This window comes from Rathayibacter sp. AY2B5 (assembly GCF_002931645.1).
In the GTDB taxonomy this organism is placed as follows: Bacteria; Actinomycetota; Actinomycetes; order Actinomycetales; family Microbacteriaceae; genus Rathayibacter.
In genome coordinates, this window is record NZ_PSUE01000008.1 from 67,196 (window position 1) to 87,371 (window position 20,176).

Below are 20,176 nucleotides of genomic sequence, written 5' to 3' on the forward strand. Positions count from 1 at the left end.
CCGCCGCGTAGCGTGAGCGGGATGAAGCGCGTGCCGCCCGCCGAGGGCCAGGAATCCGTCTGGGACTACCCGCGACCCCCGAGGGTCGAGACCACCGCCGAGCACGTGGTCGTGCGGCTGGGCGGCGTCGTCGTCGCCGAGACCCGCGACGCTCTCCGCGTCCTCGAGACGAGCCACCCTCCCGTCTACTACCTCCCCGTGTCCTCGTTCGCGCCCGGGGCGCTCGAGCCCGCGCCCGGCCGCAGCATCTGCGAGTTCAAGGGCGCGGCCTCCTACCTGACCCTGCGCGGGGGAGGAGGAGCGGTCGCGGAGGCGGCGGGCTGGACGTACCCCGAGCCGATGGCCGGCTTCGAGGCCCTCGTCGACACCGTCGCCCTCTACCCCGGCCGGATGGACTCCTGCACGGTCGACGGCGAGGCGGTCCAGCCGCAGCCGGGCGACTTCTACGGCGGCTGGATCACCTCGCGCGTGGTCGGTCCGTTCAAGGGCTCGCCGGGCACGATGTTCTGGTGAATCAGACGGGGAAGGGCGGACCGAGCGGGTCCTGGACGAGGACCGCTCGTGCTGCGTCGATCCCCGAGGCCTCCAGCGTCCATTCCGGCCGCACCAGGGTCTCCGGTGTGACGCGGAACCGCAGCTCCTCGACCGACATACCGTCCGGACCGACGATCCGGTGCGTCCCGTTCGGCCGGTAGCCGAGGGCCTCCGAGACCCGGATCGAGCGGGTGTTCCAGGCGAGAGCGGCGCTCTCGGCGACCTCGGCTCCGAGGTGGTCGAAGGCGAGGAGGAGGACGGCGGCGCGCATCTCCTGCCCGAGGCCGCGGCCCTGCGCCGAGCGGGTGAGCCACGAGCCCGAGGTCAGGGTGCGGGTGGCGGCGAAGGACTCGGCGACCACGTCCTGGCAGCCGACGACCCGGCCGTCCTCGACCACGGCGAACGCGACGCGCCACGACTCCCGCGTCGTCTGCGCGCGCTGCGACCAGTGGAAGCGGGCGAGCTCGCCGGGCAGGCGCTCCGCCGGCGCCTCGGCCCAGGGGGAGGGGAACGGCGAGCGGCCGCTCTCGTGCACGCCCGCGAGGGCTGCCTCGGCGAGAGGGCCGAGGTCGGCGTCGCGGACCGGATGCAGCTCGAGCCGCGGCGTGCGCAGCTCCAGCGAGAACAGGGGCCAGGGGTCGGTGCTCATCCGACGACGCTAGCGAGCGGAGGCGCGCACCGCGCGACCAGGCGGGTACCGGTGGTGGGACTCGAACCCACAAGCCCTCTCGGACAGAGCATTTTGAGTGCCCCGCGTCTGCCATTCCGCCACACCGGCTCATCACCAGCCCGTCGAGAATACCGTAGGCTCATCGGCGTGACTGACCAGGAACCCTCGTCGACCGCACCCCGTCGGGTCGTCGTCGCCGAAGACGAATCCCTCATCCGCCTCGACATCGTGGAGATCCTCCGCGACAACGGCTTCGAGGTCGTCGGCGAGGCCGGCGACGGAGAGACCGCTGTGGCCCTCGCCACCGAGCTGCGCCCCGATCTCGTCATCATGGACGTCAAGATGCCCCAGCTCGACGGCATCTCGGCGGCCGAGCGCCTCTCGAAGGCGCACATCGCGCCTGTCGTCCTGCTCACCGCCTTCAGCCAGAAGGAGCTCGTCGAGCGCGCCAGCGAGGCCGGAGCGCTCGCCTACGTCGTGAAGCCCTTCACGCCCAACGACCTGCTGCCCGCGATCGAGATCGCCCTCTCGCGGTACGCCCAGATCCTCACCCTCGAGGCCGAGGTCGCCGACATGGTCGAGCGCTTCGAGACCCGCAAGCTCGTCGACCGCGCCAAGGGCCTGCTCAACGAGAAGATGGGGCTCACCGAGCCCGAGGCGTTCCGCTGGATCCAGAAGGCCTCCATGGACCGCCGGCTCACCATGCACGACGTCGCGCAGGCGATCATCGAGCAGCTGAGCACGAAGAAGGCCTAGCGCGAGGCCTGGCCCGAGGGCCCACGGCCTCAGGGCCAGAGGCGGGTGCGCTCCCACGGGGAGCCGCCCGCCTCCGTCGTTCCCGGGCGGTACTCGAGACGGGTGTGATCCTGCTCCGGCGCGGTCGAGCCCTGCCAGAACTCGATGCGCTCGGGCACGACGCGGTAGACGGCCCACTCCCGGTCGAGCGTCGCGGGCGAGCAGCCCACGGCGACGCTGGTCTGGAGCGTGACGAGGCCGAAGTCCTGCGCGCTGCGCATCGGCTCGCTCTGGCGTCCGACGAGCAGGGCGGTGCGAGCGGCCTCGGAGCGGCGGCGGAAGTCGTCGGCCGACTCCTGCGCGGAGGCGCGCTCGACCCGGCCCTCGACCCGGACCTGACGGCCCTGGACCGGCCAGAAGAAGGTCAGCGCGGCGTGCGGGTTCTCCTCCATGGCGCGTCCCTTGGGGCTGGTGGCATGGGTGGAGAACGCCCAGCCCGCCTCGTCGATCTCGCGCAGCACGAGCACGCGCGCCGAGACCGTGCCGTCGTCGGAGGCGGTGGAGAGCGTGGCGCCGTGGGGGAGGAGCTGGCCCGCGTCCTTCGCCTCCTCGAGCCACTGCGCGAACAGCTCGAGAGGATCGGCCGGAGCCGCCTCCGCATCGAACGAGGGCAGCTCGGAGGGCATGGACGGGAGGCTCTTGAGGAGATGGCGAAGGCTCATCCGCTCAGTGTCGCCCTTCGGGCACCACCGGGCACAGTCGCGCGCCGTCGCTTGACAGTGCCGCTCGCCGCGGTGCCGGGTCCCCGAGCGGCGCGGCCGACCGGTCGATCCCCCGTCGCTCGCAGGCGCGGGCGGTCCCGACGGCGGTCGCGGTCCTGGGCGCGGTCGTCGCCCTCCGCTCCCGCGAGGGGGACCCGTCCGCTCCCGTCAGCGGGCGTCGCGGATGATGTTGGTGATCCGCACGGTGGAGAGGCGGCGCCCCTCCTGGTCGCGCACGACGATCTCGTGGGTGGTGAGGGTGGAGCCCAGGTGGATCGCGTCGCAGGTGGCGATCACGAAGCCCGAGTGGACCGACCGGCTGTGGCTCGCGTTCAGCTCGATGCCCATCGCCAGGCGGCCCGCGCCGGCGTGCACGTTCGCCGCGATCGAGCCCATCGACTCGGCGAGCACGACGTGCGCGCCGCCGTGCAGGATGCCGACCGGCTGCCGGTTGCCCTCGACGGGCATCGAGGCCACCGAGTGCTGCGGGGTGAGCTCGTGCCAGAGGATCCCCATCCGCTCGGCGAGCTCGCCCATGCCGCGGCCGATCCCGGCGACCAGGTCGAGCGCGGGCGGGCGGATCCAGGCGGTCATGGTGGGGGTCGGCTCGGTCACGTCGCTCCTCGCGCTGGAGCCTCGGAGCGGCCCTGACCGGCGGGCGCGAGCGGGCCGATCCGGTGTCGGAGGCGCTGTGTAGTCTGGCCCTGTGTCAGATCCGGAACAGCCTACCCTCCTGCTCGTCGACGGCCATTCCCTGGCGTTCCGGGCGTTCTACGCGCTCCCGGTCGACAGCTTCCAGACCCGCGAGGGCCAGCACACGAACGCCATCCACGGCTTCCTCTCGATGCTGATCCTGCTGCTGAAGAACGAGAAGCCGACCCACCTCGGCGTCGCGTTCGACATCTCCCGCTACTCGTTCCGCACGCGCGAGTACCCGGAGTACAAGGGCACCCGCGGCGAGACGCCGCCCGAGTTCAAGGGCCAGGTCCCCCTCCTCGAGGAGGCGCTGCACGCCATGAACATCCGGACCGTCTCGAAGGAGGACTTCGAGGCCGACGACATCCTCGCGACGCTCGCGCGCCAGGGGGCCGAGGCCGGCTTCCGCGTGCTGGTCGTCTCGGGCGATCGCGACACCATCCAGCTGGTGACCCCGGACGTCACCCTGCTCTACCCCTCCACCCAGGGCGTCTCGCAGCTCACCCGCTACGACCGCGACAAGGTGTTCGAGAAGTACGGCGTCGAGCCGCACCAGTACCCCGAGATCGCCGCCCTCGTCGGCGAGACCAGCGACAACCTGCCCGGCGTCGACAAGGTCGGCCCCAAGACGGCCGCGAAGTGGGTCAACCAGTACGGCACGGTCGCCGACATCATCGCCCACGCCGACGAGATCAAGGGCGTGGTCGGCGAGAAGCTGCGCGAGCAGAAGGAGAACGCGCTCCGCAACCGCCGCCTCAACCGGCTGGTGACGGACGTCGAGCTCCCCCTCGGGCCGCACGATCTGACGCGCCGTCCGATCGATCCCGACGCGGTCCGCGAGATCTTCAGCCGCCTCGAGTTCAAGACCCTGCAGGAGCGGGTCCTCACGATCGCCGCGGAGGAGGGCGTCGACGGCGCTGCCGCAGCCCTGGCGGGCGACGTGGTCACGACCTCCGCACCCGCCGTCCGCACCCTGGTCGACGAGGAGCTCGCGCACTGGCTCGACCGCGTGTCGGCGAAGGGCACCGCGCCCGTCGCCGTGCAGGTCCTGCTCGGAGCTGGCGGGCTCGAGGGTGTGGGCCTCGCGGTCGAGAAGGAGACGGCGTTCGTCCCGTGGGCCGCCGAGCGGCCCGACTACACCGCGCTCGAGCAGTGGCTGGCCGGGCCCGCCCCCAAGTACTTCGCCGACGCGAAGCCCCAGATCAAGGCGCTGCGGAGGGCCGGACTCCCCGTCGCGGGGCTCACGTTCGACACCCGCGTCGCCTCCTGGCTGGTGCAGCCCACCGGGCACCCGGCCACGCTCGCGGCGCAGGTCGCGCAGCACCTCGACGAGACCATGGCGCAGGGCGACCCGAACCCGCTGGTCCCCACCGTCGAGCCGATGGGGCCCGCCACCGAGGCCTGGTACGCGTACCGGCTCGTCGCTCCGCTGCGCGAGCGGCTGGGCGAGGGGATGCTCTCGGTGCTCGTCGACATCGAGCTGCCGATCGTCCAGGTCCTCGCGACGATGGAGCTCACCGGCGTCGCGATCGACGCCGACGTGCTGGCGCGCCTCCGCGCCGAGCTGACCGTCTCGGCCGCCGACCTCGCGAGCCGCGCGTTCGCCGAGATCGGCCACGAGATGAACCTCGGCTCGCCCAAGCAGCTGCAGCAGGTCCTCTTCGAGGAGCTCGACATGCCGCGCACCCGGGCCACGAAGACGGGCTACACCACCGACGCCTCCGCCCTCGCAGACCTGCAGGAGTCCCACCCGCACCCGTTCCTCGGGCTGCTCCTCGAGCACCGCGACGCGACCAAGCTCAAGCAGATCATCGAGACGCTCGAGAAGTCGGTCACCGCCGACGGCCGGATCCACACCAGCTACGACCAGACCGGCACGGCCACCGGCCGGATCTCCTCCAACGACCCGAACCTGCAGAACATCCCCGTCCGCAGCGAGGTGGGCCGCCGCATCCGAACCGCCTTCGTCCACGGAGCGGAGGCGAGCACCCTCCTCACCGCCGACTACTCGCAGATCGAGATGCGGATCATGGCGCACCTCTCCGGGGACGCCGGGCTGATCGAGGCCTTCCACTCCGGCGAGGACCTGCACCGCTTCGTCGGATCGCGGATCTTCGGCGTCGATCCGGGCGACGTCACCTCGGCCATGCGCAACAAGGTCAAGGCGATGTCGTACGGTCTCGCCTACGGCCTGAGCGCCTTCGGCCTGTCGAAGCAGCTGCGCATCTCGAGCGCCGAGGCCAAGCAGCTGATGACCGACTACTTCGTCCGCTTCGGCGCGGTGCGCGACTACCTCCGCAGCGTCGTCGAGCAGGCCCGCGAGACCGGCTACACCGAGACGATCTTCGGTCGCCGGCGTCCCTTCCCCGACCTGCAGAGCGCGAACCGCGTCCTCCGCGACAACGCCGAGCGGGCGGCGCTCAACTCGCCGATCCAGGGCTCGGCCGCCGACATCATGAAGCGCGCGATGATCGGCGTGCAGGCCGACCTCGACGAGCAGGGGCTCGGCTCGCGGATGCTCCTCCAGGTGCACGACGAGCTGATCTTCGACGTCGCCCCCGGCGAGGAGGAGTCGCTCGAGGCGGTCGTCCGCGGCCGGATGGCGGGTGCCGCCGACCTGAGCGTCCCGCTCGAGGTGCAGGTGGGCCACGGGTCCGACTGGGACGTCGCCGCGCACTGAGCCGGCCGCAGGGCCTGGCTAGGCTCGGAGGCATGAGCACCGACACCCCCCGCGAGCCCACCGCCGTCGACGCCGTCGCCGAGCGCTGGGTCGACACGCTCGTCGACCTCGACCCCACCCTCGGCACCGCGATCGGACACAGCGGCGCGAACGGCCGTCTGGGCGACTACTCGCCGGCCGGTCTCGAGCAGGCCCGGGCGGCGACCGCCTCGGCCCTCGCCGAGCTCGAGGCCGCCGACCCCGTGGACGACGTCGACCGCGTCACGGCCGCCGACCTCGGCGCCGAGCTCCGGCTCTCCCTGGAGGGGCACGACGCCGGTCTGCCGCTGCGGGACCTCAACGTGATCGCGTCCCCGGCGCAGGAGCTGCGCGACGTCTTCGACCTGATGCCGACGGACGAGGTCGCCGACTGGGAGGCGGTCGCCGAGCGGCTGCTGGCCGTGCCGGCCGCCCTCGAGGGCTACGCGGAGACCCTGCGCGAGGGGATCCGCACCGGCGTGGTCCCCGCCCGCCGCCAGGTCGAGCTCGTCGCCGAGCAGGCGCGGAAGATCGCCGCTCCCCGCGGGTTCTTCGCCGAGCTGGCCGCGGAGGCCGCTCCCGCCGCCGGATCCCTGCCCGCGTCGCTCGCTCAGCGGCTGGAGGACGGCGCCCGCCGTGCCTCGGCCGCCTACGGGTCGCTCGCGCAGTTCCTCCGGGGCGAGCTCGCCCCCGCCGCGACCGAGCAGGACGCCGTCGGCCGGGAGCTGTACGCGCTGCACTCCCGCCGCTTCCTCGGCGCTGTCGTCGACCTCGACGAGACCTACGAGTGGGGGATCGAGGAGCTGGCCCGCATGACGTCCGAGCAGGAGGCGATCGCGCGCGAGATCCTGCCCGGCGCCTCCGTCGCCGAGGCGATCGCCCACCTCGAGGCGGACCCGGCCCGCACTCTGCACGGCGTCGACGCTCTGCAGGCGTGGATGCAGGAGACCAGCGACCGCTCCGTCCGCGAGCTCGCCGGCACCGCCTTCGACATCCCGGAGGAGGTGCGCCGCCTCGAGTGCAGGATCGCGCCGACCCAGGAGGGCGGCATCTACTACACCGGTCCGAGCGACGACTTCTCGCGCCCGGGGCGGATGTGGTGGTCGGTCCCGGCCGGAGTCACCGAGTTCGCCACCTGGCGGGAGCTGACCACGGTCTACCACGAGGGCGTCCCGGGCCATCACCTGCAGATCGGCCAGGCCGTCCACAACCGCGCCCGCCTCAACACCTGGCGCCGTCAGCTCGCCGGGACCTCCGGCCACGCCGAGGGCTGGGCGCTCTACGCGGAGCGGCTGATGGAGCGCTTCGGCTACCTCGACGACCCGGCCGACCGCCTGGGCATGCTCGACGGCCAGCGGATGCGCGCGGCGCGCGTCGTGCTGGACATCGGCGTGCACCTCCAGAAGCCGATGCCGGGCTCCGGCACCGTCTGGACCGCCGAGTCGGCCCTCGACTTCATGCGGGCCAACGTGAACATGGACGACGCGTTCGTGCGCTTCGAGGTGAACCGGTACCTCGGCTGGCCGGGGCAGGCTCCGTCCTACAAGATCGGGCAGCGGATCTGGGAGCAGCTGCGCGACGAGGCGGAGGCGCGCGAGGGCGCCGCGTTCTCGCTCGCGGCCTTCCACCGGAGGGCGCTCGACCTCGGCGGCGTCGGTCTCGACACCCTCCGCTCCTCCCTCGCCGGCTGACTCCGGAACCCGCGCCTGGACGGGCGCGGCGAGATTGCCGTGCGCCTCCCGGGGCGTCTAAGCTGGGGTGTCACATCTGTGGCGCCGCCGTGCCCGCGGCGCGCGAGGAAGGCCGGTCCTCCGGCCGGCCGAGCGCGGCTCCCGGGCCGGAGGCACATCCCTCACCACCGCAGTGGTCACCACTCCGCCGAGCCGCGAGGCCCGCAGGCGGCCACCGCCCGAGACCCATCCATCCTGGAGCATCCCTTAATGACAACCGCAACGACCGACAAGGCAACCAAGCAGGTCGCGATCAACGACATCGGGTCTGCTGAAGACTTTCTTGCCGCGGTCGAAAAGACTCTGAAGTTCTTCAACGACGGAGACCTCATCGAAGGCACCGTCGTGAAGATCGACCGCGACGAGGTCCTCCTCGACGTCGGCTACAAGACCGAGGGCGTCATCCCCTCGCGCGAGCTCTCCATCAAGCACGACGTCGACCCCTCCGAGGTCGTCAACGTGGGCGACAGCGTCGAGGCCCTCGTCCTCCAGAAGGAGGACAAGGAGGGTCGCCTGATCCTGTCCAAGAAGCGTGCGCAGTACGAGCGCGCGTGGGGCGACGTCGAGAAGATCAAGGAGTCGGACGGCGTCGTCACCGGCTCGGTCATCGAGGTCGTCAAGGGCGGTCTCATCGTCGACATCGGCCTCCGCGGCTTCCTCCCGGCCTCGCTCATCGAGCTGCGCCGCGTCCGCGACCTCACGCCGTACCTCGGCCAGGAGATCGAGGCGAAGATCCTCGAGCTCGACAAGAACCGCAACAACGTGGTCCTGTCGCGTCGCGCGCTCCTCGAGCAGACCCAGTCCGAGAGCCGCACCACGTTCCTGAACAACCTGCACAAGGGTCAGGTTCGCAAGGGCGTCGTGTCGTCGATCGTCAACTTCGGCGCGTTCGTCGACCTCGGCGGCGTCGACGGTCTCGTCCACGTCTCCGAGCTCTCCTGGAAGCACATCGAGCACGCCTCCGAGGTCGTCGAGGTGGGCCAGGAGGTCACCGTCGAGATCCTCGAGGTCGACCTCGACCGCGAGCGCGTGTCGCTCTCGCTCAAGGCGACCCAGGAGGACCCGTGGCAGGTCTTCGCCCGCACCCACGCGATCGGACAGGTCGCGCCGGGCAAGGTCACGAAGCTGGTCCCGTTCGGTGCCTTCGTCCGCGTCGCGGACGGCATCGAGGGCCTCGTCCACATCTCCGAGCTGTCGGGCAAGCACGTCGAGCTCGCCGAGCAGGTCGTGTCGGTCGGCGAAGAGGTGTTCGTCAAGGTCATCGACATCGACCTCGACCGTCGCCGTATCTCCCTCTCGCTCAAGCAGGCGAACGAGAACGTCGACCCCGAGGGCACCGAGTTCGACCCGGCGCTCTACGGCATGGCCACGGAGTACGACGACCAGGGGAACTACAAGTACCCCGAGGGCTTCGACCCCGAGACCAACGAGTGGCGCGAGGGCTTCGAGTCGCAGCGCGAGGCCTGGGAGCAGGAGTACGCCGCTGCTCAGGCGCGCTGGGAGGCCCACAAGGCCCAGGTGGCCAAGTCGCAGGAGGAGGCGGCCACCGTCTCCGAGGGCGTCTCGGTCGGCGCCGGCTTCACCAGCGAGTCGACCACCGGCGGCACCCTCGCCGACGACGAGTCGCTCGCCGCGCTCCGCGAGAAGCTGTCCTCGAACAACTGATCGCGAGCACATCGCATCGAACGGCCGGTCCCCTCGGGGGCCGGCCGTTCGGCGTTCCGGGCGACGGCGCTGGGTAGGGTGGCCGGGTGCATCTCGTCGCCCTCACCGGAGGCATCGCCTCGGGCAAGTCCACTGTCGCCCGCCGTCTCGCCGAGCACGGAGCGGTGGTGGTCGACGCCGACGTCCTCGCGCGCGAGGTCGTCGAGCCGGGGGAGCCGGCGCTGGCGGCGATCGCCGAGCGCTTCGGCCCGTCCGTGATCCGCGCGGACGGCGCGCTGGACCGCCCGGCGCTCGGCGCGATCGTCTTCTCGGACGCGGCGGCCCGCGCCGACCTCAATGCGATCACCCATCCGGCGGTGACGCTCCGCTCGCAGCGGCTGTTCGCGGAGGCCGCCGAGGCGGACCCGGACGCGGTGGTCGTCTACGACGTCCCCCTCCTGGCCGAGGGCCGTGGAGCGGGGGAGTTCGACGAGGTGGTCGTCGTGCACGCGCCGCAGCCCCTCCGCATCGAGCGTCTCGTCGCCCTCCGGGCACTGACCGAGGAGGAGGCTCGTGCGCGGGTCTCGTCGCAGGCGAGCGACGAGGAGCGCCTCGCCCTCGCCGACGTCGTGATCGACTCCTCCGGCACGCTGGAGGAGACGCTCGCTCGGACCGACGCGCTGTGGGAGCGTCTCGCCCGCTGACGGTCCGTCCCGGCCACCCGCCCTCGTGGCCGAGCGGCCCGGCCGGAGAGCGCACCCCCGTTCGCCGCCAGCGCACGCGCCGTCCGGTGTCGGTGGTCGCGGCTACGCTTCGAACCATGGAGCCAACCCGTGCCGTGCACCCGTTCGAGGTCATCAGCGAGTACAAGCCGAGCGGTGACCAGCCCGGCGCGATCGCCGATCTGAGCGCCCGCATCAACGCCGGCGAGACCGATGTCGTCCTGCTGGGCGCCACCGGGACCGGCAAGTCCGCGACCACGGCCTGGCTCGTCGAGGCCGTGCAGCGTCCCACGCTCGTGCTCGCGCACAACAAGACCCTCGCCGCGCAGCTCGCCAACGAGTTCCGCGAGCTGTTCCCCAACAACGCCGTCGAGTACTTCGTCTCGTACTACGACTACTACCAGCCCGAGGCCTACGTCCCGCAGACCGACACCTTCATCGAGAAGGACAGCTCGGTCAACGCTGAGGTCGAGCGGCTGCGCCACTCCACCACGAACTCGCTCCTGAGCCGCCGCGACGTGATCGTGGTGTCGACCGTCTCGTGCATCTACGGCCTCGGCCAGCCCGAGCAGTACCTCGAGGCGATGGTGGCGCTCCAGGTCGGCCAGCGGGTCGACCGGGACCGCCTCATCCGCAAGTTCGTGTCGATGCAGTACGCGCGCAACGACGTCGACTTCGCCCGCGGCACCTTCCGGGTGCGGGGCGACACGATCGAGATCATCCCGATGTACGAGGAGCTCGCGATCCGGATCGAGATGTTCGGCGACGAGATCGAGGCGCTCTACACGCTCCACCCGCTCACCGGCGACATCGTCCGGAAGCTCGACTCCGTGTCGGTCTTCCCCGGCTCGCACTACGTCGCCAGCCAGGACGTCATGCACCGTGCGATCGACACCATCCAGCAGGAGCTCGAGGTGCGCCTGGCCGACCTCGAGAAGCAGAACAAGCTCCTCGAGGCGCAGCGCCTGCGGATGCGCACGACCTTCGATCTCGAGATGATGCAGCAGATCGGATTCTGCTCCGGCATCGAGAACTACTCCCGGCACATCGACGGCCGCGAGTCGGGAGAGGCCCCGCACTGCCTGCTCGACTACTTCCCGGACGACTTCCTCGTCGTGATCGACGAGTCGCACGTGACGGTGCCGCAGATCGGTGCGATGTACGAGGGCGACGCCTCCCGCAAGCGCACGCTGGTCGAGCACGGCTTCCGCCTGCCCTCGGCGATGGACAACCGGCCCCTGAAGTGGGAGGAGTTCAAGTCGCGCGTCGGCCAGACCGTCTACCTCTCGGCGACCCCGGGCCGCTACGAGATGGGCATCGCCGACGGCATCGTCGAGCAGATCATCCGCCCGACCGGCCTGATCGATCCCGAGATCGTCGTCAAGCCGACGAAGGGCCAGATCGACGACCTGCTCGAGGAGATCAAGCGCCGCACCGAGCGCGACGAGCGCGTGCTCGTCACGACGCTGACGAAGCGCATGGCCGAGGAGCTCACCGACTTCCTCACGGAGGCCGGCGTCCGGGTCCGCTACCTGCACTCCGACGTCGACACCCTGCGGCGCGTCGAGCTACTCTCGGAGCTGCGAGCGGGCGTGTACGACGTCCTGGTCGGCATCAACCTGCTGCGCGAGGGGCTCGACCTGCCGGAGGTCTCGCTCGTGGCGATCCTCGACGCCGACAAGGAGGGCTTCCTCCGCTCGTCCACGTCGCTCATCCAGACGATCGGCCGTGCGGCGCGCAACGTCTCGGGCGAGGTCCACATGTACGCCGACAAGGTGACGGACTCGATGCGGCTCGCGATCGACGAGACCGACCGCCGACGCGAGAAGCAGGTCGCCTACAACCTCGACCACGGCATCGACCCGACGCCGCTGCGGAAGAAGATCGCCGACATCACCGACGCCCTCGCCCGCGAGGGGGCCGACACCGCCAAGCTGCTCGCCGGGCGCGACGCCAAGAAGAAGAGCCCGACGCCGAACCTGCGCCGTCAGGGTCTCGCCGCGAACGGCGGCAACGATCTCGAGGCGATCATCTCCGACCTCAACGGGCAGATGCTCCAGGCGGCGGGCGAGCTCAAGTTCGAGCTCGCGGCCCGGCTGCGGGACGAGGTCCAGGAGCTCAAGCGCGAGCTCCGCCAGATGGAGAAGGCCGGGCACCTGTCCTGATCGGGGGCGCTGATCCGCAAGGGGAGGGGCCCGCGGATCAGCGCCCAGCGAACGCCACGGGCGATGTCGGTGGCTCCGCATACACTTTCGGAGTGTCGATCCTGAACGCCGTTACGGACCCCTCCTCCACCCCCTCTCCCTCCTTCCACCGCTTCGTCTCCTCGCTCGACGAGTCGTCCTCGAAGCTGGTGGTGAGCGGCGCGCGGGTGCACAACCTGCAGAACGTCGACCTCGAGATCCCGCGCGACTCGATGGTGGTGTTCACCGGTCTCTCGGGCTCGGGCAAGTCCTCCCTGGCCTTCGACACGATCTTCGCGGAGGGCCAGCGGCGCTACGTCGAGTCCCTCTCCGCGTACGCCCGCCAGTTCCTCGGGCAGGTGGACCGGCCGGACGTCGACTTCATCGAGGGCCTCAGCCCCGCGGTCTCGATCGACCAGAAGTCGACGAACCGCAACCCGCGCTCCACCGTCGGCACGATCACCGAGATCTTCGACTACATGCGTCTGCTCTGGGCGCGCATCGGCGTCCCGCACTGCCCCATCTGCAGCGAGCGGATCTCCGCGCAGACCGTGCAGCAGATCGCCGACCAGCTGATGGAGCTCGAGACCGGTACCCGCTACCAGATCCTCAGCCCCGTCGTCTCGCAGAAGAAGGGCGAGTTCGTCGACCTCTTCAAGGAGCTGACCGCGGGCGGCTACTCCCGCGCCATGGTGGACGGGAAGCTCGTCCAGCTGAGCGAGCCGCCGGTGCTCAAGAAGCAGTACAAGCACGACATCTCCGTCGTGGTCGACCGGCTCGTGGCCGGCCCCGACATCCTCGGGCGCCTCACCGACTCGCTCGAGACGGCCCTGCGGCTCACCGACGGCATCGTGCAGATCAACTACGTCGACGGCGAGGGCGACGGCGCCTGGACCACCTACTCCGAGAAGCTGTCCTGCCCCAACAACCACCCGATCTCGCTGACCGAGATCGAGCCGCGGACCTTCTCCTTCAACGCGCCCTTCGGCGCCTGCCCGGAGTGCTCGGGCCTCGGCACGCGCATGTCGGTCGACGACGAGCTGCTGCTCGGCGACCCCGACCTGAGCATCGCCGAGGGCGTCATCATCCCCTGGACCACCCAGGGCAAGGGCTTGTTCCAGTACTACGAGAAGCTGCTCGACGGCCTCTCCCGCGACCTCGGCTTCACGCTCACCACCCCGTGGAAGCGCCTCAGCACCGAGGTGCAGCAGGCCGTCCTCCACGGCGACAACTTCGAGGTCAAGGTCAAGTGGAAGAACCGCTACGGCCGCGAGATGAGCTACACCTCGGGCTTCGAGGGCGTCGTGCCCTACATCGAGCGCCAGTTCGTCCAGGCCGAGACCGACGTCCAGCGCACCCGCTGGTCCGAGTTCCTCCGCGAGGTGCCCTGCCCCGTGTGCAAGGGCTCCCGCCTCAAGCCCGAGGTGCTCGCCGTGCTCGTGCACGGGGCGAGCATCGCGGACGTGGCCGACCTCAGCCTCGGCGACGCCCAGGACTTCATGAGCCGGCTCGAGCTGACCGACCGCGAGGCGCACATCGCCGCGCAGGTGCTGCGCGAGATCCGCGCGCGCATCGACTTCCTCATCGAGGTCGGGCTCAACTACCTCAACCTCTCGCGCGCCGCCGCCTCCCTGTCGGGCGGCGAGGCGCAGCGCATCCGCCTGGCGACCCAGATCGGCTCCGGGCTGACCGGCGTGCTCTACGTGCTCGACGAGCCGAGCATCGGCCTGCACCAGCGCGACAACCGCCGCCTGATCGACACCCTCATCAAGCTGCGCGACCTGGGCAACACGCTGATCGTGGTCGAGCACGACGAGGACACCATCCGCACCGCCGACTGGATCGTCGACATCGGCCCGGGCGCCGGGGTCAACGGCGGCAAGGTCGTGCACTCCGGCTCCTACGAGTCGCTGCTCGAGAACACCCACTCGCTGACCGGCGACTACGTCTCGGGCCGCAAGGCGATCGAGGTCCCGAAGAAGCGGCGGAAGATCGACCGCAAGCGGATGATCAAGGTCGTCGGGGCGAACGCCAACAACCTCCGCAAGGTCGACGCGGAGTTCCCGCTCGGCACGTTCGTCGCGGTCACCGGGGTCTCCGGCTCCGGCAAGAGCACCCTCGTGAACGACATCCTCTACCGCGTGCTCGCCAACCAGCTCAACGGCGCCCGCAAGGTGCCGGGCAAGCACACGCGCGTCACCGGCCTCGAGAACCTCGACAAGGTCGTGCACGTCGACCAGAACCCGATCGGCCGCACGCCGCGCTCGAACCCCGCCACCTACACGGGCGTGTTCGACCGCATCCGCAACCTCTTCGCCGAGACCACCGAGGCGAAGGCGCGGGGGTACCTGCCCGGACGCTTCAGCTTCAACGTCAAGGGCGGCCGCTGCGAGGCCTGCTCGGGCGACGGCACCATCAAGATCGAGATGAACTTCCTGCCCGACGTCTACGTGGCGTGCGAGGTCTGCGGGGGAGCGCGCTACAACCGCGACACACTGACCGTGCACTACAAGGGCAAGAACATCGCCGAGGTGCTCGACATGCCGATCGCCGAGGCGGCCGACTTCTTCGAGCCCATCACGGCGATCCACCGCTTCCTCCGCACGCTGGTGGAGGTGGGCCTCGGCTACGTCCGCCTCGGCCAGAGCGCGACCACGCTCTCCGGCGGCGAGGCGCAGCGCGTCAAGCTGGCCACCGAGCTCCAGCGCCGCTCCAACGGCCGCAGCGTCTACGTGCTCGACGAGCCGACGACGGGCCTGCACTTCGAGGACGTCCGCAAGCTCCTCCTCGTCCTCAACGGCCTGGTCGACAAGGGCAACACGGTGATCACCATCGAGCACAACCTCGACGTCATCAAGTCCGCCGACTGGCTGATCGACATGGGTCCCGAGGGCGGCGCCGGCGGCGGACAGGTGGTCGCGGTGGGCACCCCCGAGCACGTGGCGAAGGTCGAGGGCAGCCACACCGGCATGTTCCTCGCCGAGATCCTCGGCTGACGCGAGCGAGAGGCATGGCGCAGACAGTCGACTTCCGGCCGAAGCCGGGTGAGATCCCGACCCTCCCCGGCGTGTACCGCTTCACGGACGCCCGGGGGCGGGTGCTCTACGTGGGCAAGGCCAAGAACCTCCGCGCGCGGCTGAGCAATTACTTCGCCCCGCTGCCGAGCCTGCACGAGCGCACCCGGCGGATGGTCACCTCGGCCTCCGGGGTCGAGTGGACCGTCGTCGGCACCGACGTCGAGGCCCTGCAGCTCGAGTTCACCTGGATCAACGAGTTCGATCCCCCCTTCAACGTCAAGTTCCGCGACGACAAGTCCTACCCCTACATGGCGGTGACGCTCGGCGACGAGGCCCCGCGGGTGATGGTCACGCGGAACGCCAAGATCAGGAAGGCCCGCTACTTCGGGCCCTACCCGAAGATCTGGGCGATCCACGAGACGATCGACCTGATGATCAAGGCGTTCCCGATCAGGACCTGCAACGACTCCAACTACAAGCGCGCCATGCAGAGCGGCAAGCCCTGCTTCGCGTCGCAGATCGGCCGCTGCGGCGGGCCCTGCTCCCACCGTGTCACCTTCGCCGAGCACCGCGAGATGGTCGACCGCTTCGTCGCCTTCATGGGCAGCCACGACCGCCGGATGATCGGCGAGCTCGAGAAGGAGATGCGCGAGGCCGCCGCGGCGATGGAGTACGAGCGCGCGGGGAAGCTGCGCGATCAGGCCGCCGCCCTCGACGCGGTCCTCGCCAAGAGCGCGGTCGTGCTCAAGGACAACGTGGACGTCGACCTCTACGCGATCGTCCACGACGAGCTCGCCGCCTCCGTGCAGCAGTTCCGGGTCCGCGGCGGGCGCATCCGCGGCGAGCGGGGCTGGGTCGTCGACAAGGAGCTCGACATGAGCACGGCGGAGCTCGTCGACACGGCACTCCAGGCCGCCTACGAGACCGGCGACGTCCCGCCCCGGGAGGTCGTCGTGCCGGAGCTGCCCGAGGACACCGAGGCGCTCGAGGAGTGGCTGAGCGGACTGCGCGGCACGAACGTGCGCCTCCGAGCGGCCCAGCGCGGAGACAAGGCCGCCCTCCTCGAGACGGCGACGCAGAACGCGAAGCACTCGCTGATGCTCTACAAGACCCGCCGCTCCGCCGACTTCACCGCTCGGACGCAGGCCCTGGAGGACATCCGCGACGCCCTCGGGATGAGCGAGGCGCCGCTCCGGATGGAGTGCTACGACGTCTCCCACCTCAGCGGCACCAACATCGTCGCCTCGATGGTGGTCTTCGAGGACGGGCTCGCGCGGAAGGACCAGTACCGGCGGTTCTCCATCGCGGAGTCGACGGACGACACCGAGTCGCTGCACCAGGTGCTCACCCGCCGCCTCGCCTACCTCCGCGAGCCGGTCGAGCCCGCGGCGGTCGACCCCGAGACCGGCGAGGCCAAGCGGCGCAAGTTCTCCTACCCCCCGCAGCTGCTGATCGTCGACGGCGGCCAGCCGCAGGTCGCAGCCGCGCAGCGCGCGCTCGACGAGTCCGGGGTGACCGGCATCACCCTCTGCGGGATCGCCAAGCGCCTCGAGGAGATCTGGCTGCCGGACTCCGACTTCCCCGTCATCCTGCCGCGCAACAGCGATGCGCTCTTCCTCTTCCAGCGCATCCGCGACGAGGCGCACCGCTTCGCGATCACCCACCAGAGGACGCGTCGCAAGCGCGACATCTCGTCGCAGCTGGCCGAGGTGCCCGGGCTCGGAGGCACGCGAGTCCGCGACCTGCTGAAGCACTTCGGATCCGTCGCCCGGCTCCGCGAGGCGGGCGAGGCCGAGATCGCCGAGGTCAAGGGCATCGGCCCGACGCTGGCGGGCGCGATCCACGCGCACCTGCATCCGGACGGGTCCGCCGTCGGGGGCACGCCCTAGGCTGGAGGCCCGCGCTCCGGGGGAGAGCGGCCGGTGCCCGGCACCGAGGACACGAGCAGACACGAGCACGGAGAGCGCATGAGCACGGAGAGCGAGCAGCAGGACGTGCTGATCGTCACGGGGATGTCCGGAGCGGGCAGGTCCACGGCCGCGAACGCGCTGGAGGACCTCGGCTGGTACGTCGTCGACAACCTGCCGCCGCAGATGCTGCGCCCGCTGGTCGACCTGGCGCAGCGTGCAGGGGACACGCTGCCGAAGATCGCGGCGGTCGTCGACGTCCGCGGACGCGACTTCTTCGAGGACCTCGGCGACATCGTCCGCGAGCTGCGCGCCGGGGTCGACCTCCGAGTGGTGTTCCTCGAGGCCACCGACGCCGCGCTCGTCCGCCGCTTCGAGCAGGTGCGCCGTCCGCACCCGCTGCAGGGCCGGGGGACCCTCCTCGACGGCATCTCCGCCGAGCGGACGCGCCTCGCTCAGCTGCGGGAGTCGGCCGACATCGTGATCGACACCTCGGACCTCAACATCCACCAGCTGGCCACCAGCATCACCGAGCGCTTCGCCGAGGCCGGCCGCGCGGGCCTCCAGGTCACGGTGATGAGCTTCGGCTTCAAGTACGGGCTGCCGACGGACGCCGACATGGTGGCCGACGCGCGGTTCCTGCCGAACCCGTACTGGATCCCGGAGCTGCGTCCGCACACGGGTCTCGACGAAGAGGTGAGAGACTACGTGCTGGCCCAGCAGGGCGCCGAGGAGTTCATCGACTCCTACTCCCGGGCCCTGCGCCCCGTGCTCGACGGCTACCAGCGCGAGAACAAGCGCCACGCGACCATCGCGATCGGCTGCACGGGAGGCAAGCACCGCTCCGTCGCGGTCGCGGGCCGTGTCGCGGCCCGTCTGGCCGAGCTGCCGGGCGTCGCCGTCAACGTGGCGCACCGCGACCTCGGCCGAGAATGATCCCCGCGCGCTCAGCCGCGCACCCGACGTAAGGAAGACTCCGTGGCCCTCACCGCAGACGTCAAGGGCGAACTGGTCGCGATCGTCTCGCGCAAGAACACCGTCCGTGCCGCCGAACTGGCGACCATCCTCCGCTTCTCCGGAGGACTGCACATCATCTCCAACCGCCTCGCGGTCGAGGTCGAGCTCGACTCCGCCCCGCTCGCGACCCGCGTGCGCCGCGACCTCGCCGAGCTGTACGGCGTCCGCAGCGAGGGCAGCATCGTCTCGGCCGGCGGATCCCGGAGGACCACGAGCTGGCTGGTGCGCGTCGTCGAGGGCGGGGACACCCTCGCCCGGCAGACCGGCCTCCTCGACCAGCGGGGCCGGCCCGTCCGCGGCTTGCCCAACCGCCTCACGACCGGCTCCCGCGAGGAGCTCGCCGCCCTGTGGCGCGGCGCCTTCCTCGCCCAGGGCTCGCTGACCGACCCGGGCCGCTCCGCGGCGCTCGAGATCGTCTGCCCCGGCAACGAGGCGGCCATGGCGATCGTCGGAGCCGCCGGACGACTGGGAGTCCAGGCCAAGTCCCGCGAGGTGCGCGGCGTCCACCGGGTCGTCATCCGCGACGGCGAGAGCATCAGCGCGATGCTCACCCTGATGGGCGCGACCGCGACCGTCGCGAGCTGGGAGGAGCTGCGCCAGCGCCGCGAGGTGCGGGCGACCGCGAATCGCCTCGTCAACTTCGACGACGCGAACCTCCGCCGCTCCGCCCAGGCCGCCGTCGCGGCGTGCGCCCGCGTCGAGCGCGCGATGGAGATCCTGGGCGACGACATCCCGGAGCACCTCCGCTACGCCGGGCGCCTGCGCCTCGCGCACCGCGACGCGAGTCTCGACGAGCTCGGCCACCACGCCGATCCGCCGATGACGAAGGACGCCGTCGCCGGCCGCATCCGCCGCCTCCTCGCGATGGCCGACAAGCGCGCGTCCGACCTCGACATCCCGGGCACCGACGCGAACCTCCCGGCAGAGCTGCAGGACCTGTAGGCCCGGCCGCACGGCGCGCCCCGCCCGGCGAACGCTGAGTGTCTCCTGGTCGAACAACGCAAGCCCTCCGAACGCGGAGGGGCCCCCTCGCTAGACTGATCGGGTCGCTCAGGACACTCCCGGCCCTCCTCCTCCGCCTCGCGGAGGACGCCGAGACGCCGACGGGTCGCACGGGAGCGACGACCACGAACAGGAGATCGCACATGGCTGACTACACGCTCGCCGAACTGCCCTACGACTACTCGGCCCTCGAGCCGAACATCAGTGGGCGGATCATGGAGCTCCACCACGACAAGCACCACGCGACGTACGTGGCCGGGGCGAACACCGCCCTCGCCTCGCTGCAGGAGGCTCGCGACAGCGAGAACCTCGCGAACGTGAACAAGCTCCAGAAGGACCTCGCCTTCAACCTCGCCGGTCACGTGAACCACACCGTGTTCTGGAACAACCTCTCGCCGGACGGCGGCGACAAGCCCGTCGGCGAGCTCGCCGCGGCCATCGACGACAACTTCGGGTCGTTCGACAAGTTCCGCGCCCACTTCACCGCCTCGGCCCTCGGCATCCAGGGCTCCGGCTGGTCGATCCTCGCCTGGGACTCTCTCGGCGAGAAGCTCATCATCGAGCAGCTCTACGACCACCAGGGCAACCTCGCCGCGGCGACCGTCCCGGTCCTCCTCCTCGACATGTGGGAGCACGCCTTCTACCTCGACTACGTCAACGTGAAGGCCGACTACGTCAAGGCGTTCTGGAACATCGTGAACTGGGCCGACGTCTCCGCGCGCTTCGAGAAGGCCCGCGAGAAGACTTCGGGCCTGCTGCTACTGTCGTAGCGATCTCGGCGTCCCGGGCCCCGCGTCCGGGACGCCCTGTCGTCGGCTTCCACCCCTCCACTGCACCGTCGAGGTGCCTATCCTCACCAG

15 protein-coding genes and 1 tRNA gene are annotated in these 20,176 nt (G+C 70.7%); 12 read left to right on the plus strand and 4 right to left on the minus strand.

Going from position 1 to position 20,176, the window contains the following annotated elements:
• Window positions 1-21 precede the first annotated feature (21 nt).
• The gene (locus C5C30_RS07635; protein WP_104257829.1) at window positions 22-513 is read left to right on the plus strand and encodes a DUF427 domain-containing protein; all 492 of its coding nucleotides are present in this window, start codon (window positions 22-24) and stop codon (window positions 511-513) included.
• A gap of 1 nt (window position 514) precedes the next feature.
• Here C5C30_RS07635 and C5C30_RS07640 read toward each other — a convergent pair whose 3' ends face one another.
• Window positions 515-1,183 carry a GNAT family N-acetyltransferase gene (locus tag C5C30_RS07640; protein WP_104333468.1) on the minus strand — a complete coding sequence of 223 codons (669 nt, stop codon included), beginning with the start codon at window positions 1,181-1,183 and terminating at the stop codon, window positions 515-517.
• Window positions 1,184-1,229: 46 nt separating this feature from the next.
• Window positions 1,230-1,312 (minus strand) — tRNA-Leu (locus C5C30_RS07645).
• Between the two features lie 39 nt (window positions 1,313-1,351).
• Here C5C30_RS07645 and C5C30_RS07650 point away from each other — a divergent pair.
• Window positions 1,352-1,960: an ANTAR domain-containing response regulator gene (locus C5C30_RS07650; protein ID WP_104221889.1), complete on the plus strand. Its 609-nt coding sequence runs from the start codon at window positions 1,352-1,354 to the stop codon at window positions 1,958-1,960.
• A gap of 29 nt (window positions 1,961-1,989) precedes the next feature.
• Here the strand turns inward: C5C30_RS07650 and C5C30_RS07655 are convergent, their stop codons facing one another.
• Both C5C30_RS07655 and C5C30_RS07660 read right to left on the minus strand, forming a co-directional pair.
• A complete protein-coding gene (locus C5C30_RS07655) occupies window positions 1,990-2,661 on the minus strand; it encodes a pyridoxal 5'-phosphate synthase (RefSeq protein ID WP_104232645.1) in 672 nt (223 codons plus the stop codon).
• 207 nt (window positions 2,662-2,868) lie between these two features.
• On the minus strand, window positions 2,869-3,294 hold the full coding sequence (locus C5C30_RS07660) for a PaaI family thioesterase (RefSeq protein WP_104333475.1): 426 nt from the start codon (window positions 3,292-3,294) through the stop codon (window positions 2,869-2,871).
• Window positions 3,295-3,406: 112 nt separating this feature from the next.
• Here C5C30_RS07660 and polA point away from each other — a divergent pair, with 112 nt between their 5' ends.
• From polA to C5C30_RS07710, 10 genes are all read left to right on the plus strand, one after another.
• Window positions 3,407-6,076, plus strand: a complete 2,670-nt coding sequence (gene polA, locus C5C30_RS07665) for a DNA polymerase I (protein ID WP_104333469.1) — start codon at window positions 3,407-3,409, stop codon at window positions 6,074-6,076.
• Window positions 6,077-6,108: 32 nt separating this feature from the next.
• On the plus strand, window positions 6,109-7,785 hold the full coding sequence (locus C5C30_RS07670; RefSeq protein ID WP_104333470.1) for a DUF885 domain-containing protein: 1,677 nt from the start codon (window positions 6,109-6,111) through the stop codon (window positions 7,783-7,785).
• A gap of 249 nt (window positions 7,786-8,034) precedes the next feature.
• Window positions 8,035-9,489: a 30S ribosomal protein S1 gene (rpsA, locus tag C5C30_RS07675; RefSeq protein WP_104221897.1), complete on the plus strand. Its 1,455-nt coding sequence runs from the start codon at window positions 8,035-8,037 to the stop codon at window positions 9,487-9,489.
• A gap of 86 nt (window positions 9,490-9,575) precedes the next feature.
• Window positions 9,576-10,172 (plus strand): dephospho-CoA kinase, encoded by a 597-nt coding sequence (coaE, locus tag C5C30_RS07680; RefSeq protein WP_104324166.1) that lies wholly within the window; start codon window positions 9,576-9,578, stop codon window positions 10,170-10,172.
• Window positions 10,173-10,288: 116 nt separating this feature from the next.
• Window positions 10,289-12,355: an excinuclease ABC subunit UvrB gene (gene uvrB / locus C5C30_RS07685; protein ID WP_104221901.1), complete on the plus strand. Its 2,067-nt coding sequence runs from the start codon at window positions 10,289-10,291 to the stop codon at window positions 12,353-12,355.
• Window positions 12,356-12,543: 188 nt separating this feature from the next.
• Window positions 12,544-15,369, plus strand: coding sequence for an excinuclease ABC subunit UvrA (gene uvrA, locus C5C30_RS07690; protein WP_244229661.1), 2,826 nt, complete (start codon window positions 12,544-12,546; stop codon window positions 15,367-15,369).
• A gap of 14 nt (window positions 15,370-15,383) precedes the next feature.
• Complete coding sequence (gene uvrC / locus C5C30_RS07695) at window positions 15,384-17,279, plus strand: excinuclease ABC subunit UvrC (RefSeq protein WP_104268633.1); 1,896 nt, start codon at window positions 15,384-15,386, stop codon at window positions 17,277-17,279.
• A gap of 78 nt (window positions 17,280-17,357) precedes the next feature.
• On the plus strand, window positions 17,358-18,233 hold the full coding sequence (rapZ, locus tag C5C30_RS07700; protein WP_097166020.1) for an RNase adapter RapZ: 876 nt from the start codon (window positions 17,358-17,360) through the stop codon (window positions 18,231-18,233).
• A 42-nt stretch (window positions 18,234-18,275) separates the two neighbouring features.
• Window positions 18,276-19,256 (plus strand): DNA-binding protein WhiA, encoded by a 981-nt coding sequence (gene whiA / locus C5C30_RS07705; RefSeq protein ID WP_104237489.1) that lies wholly within the window; start codon window positions 18,276-18,278, stop codon window positions 19,254-19,256.
• Between the two features lie 203 nt (window positions 19,257-19,459).
• Entirely contained in the window at window positions 19,460-20,086 is a 627-nt protein-coding gene (locus C5C30_RS07710) for a superoxide dismutase (RefSeq protein WP_104221907.1), read from the plus strand.
• Window positions 20,087-20,176: the final 90 nt, after the last annotated feature.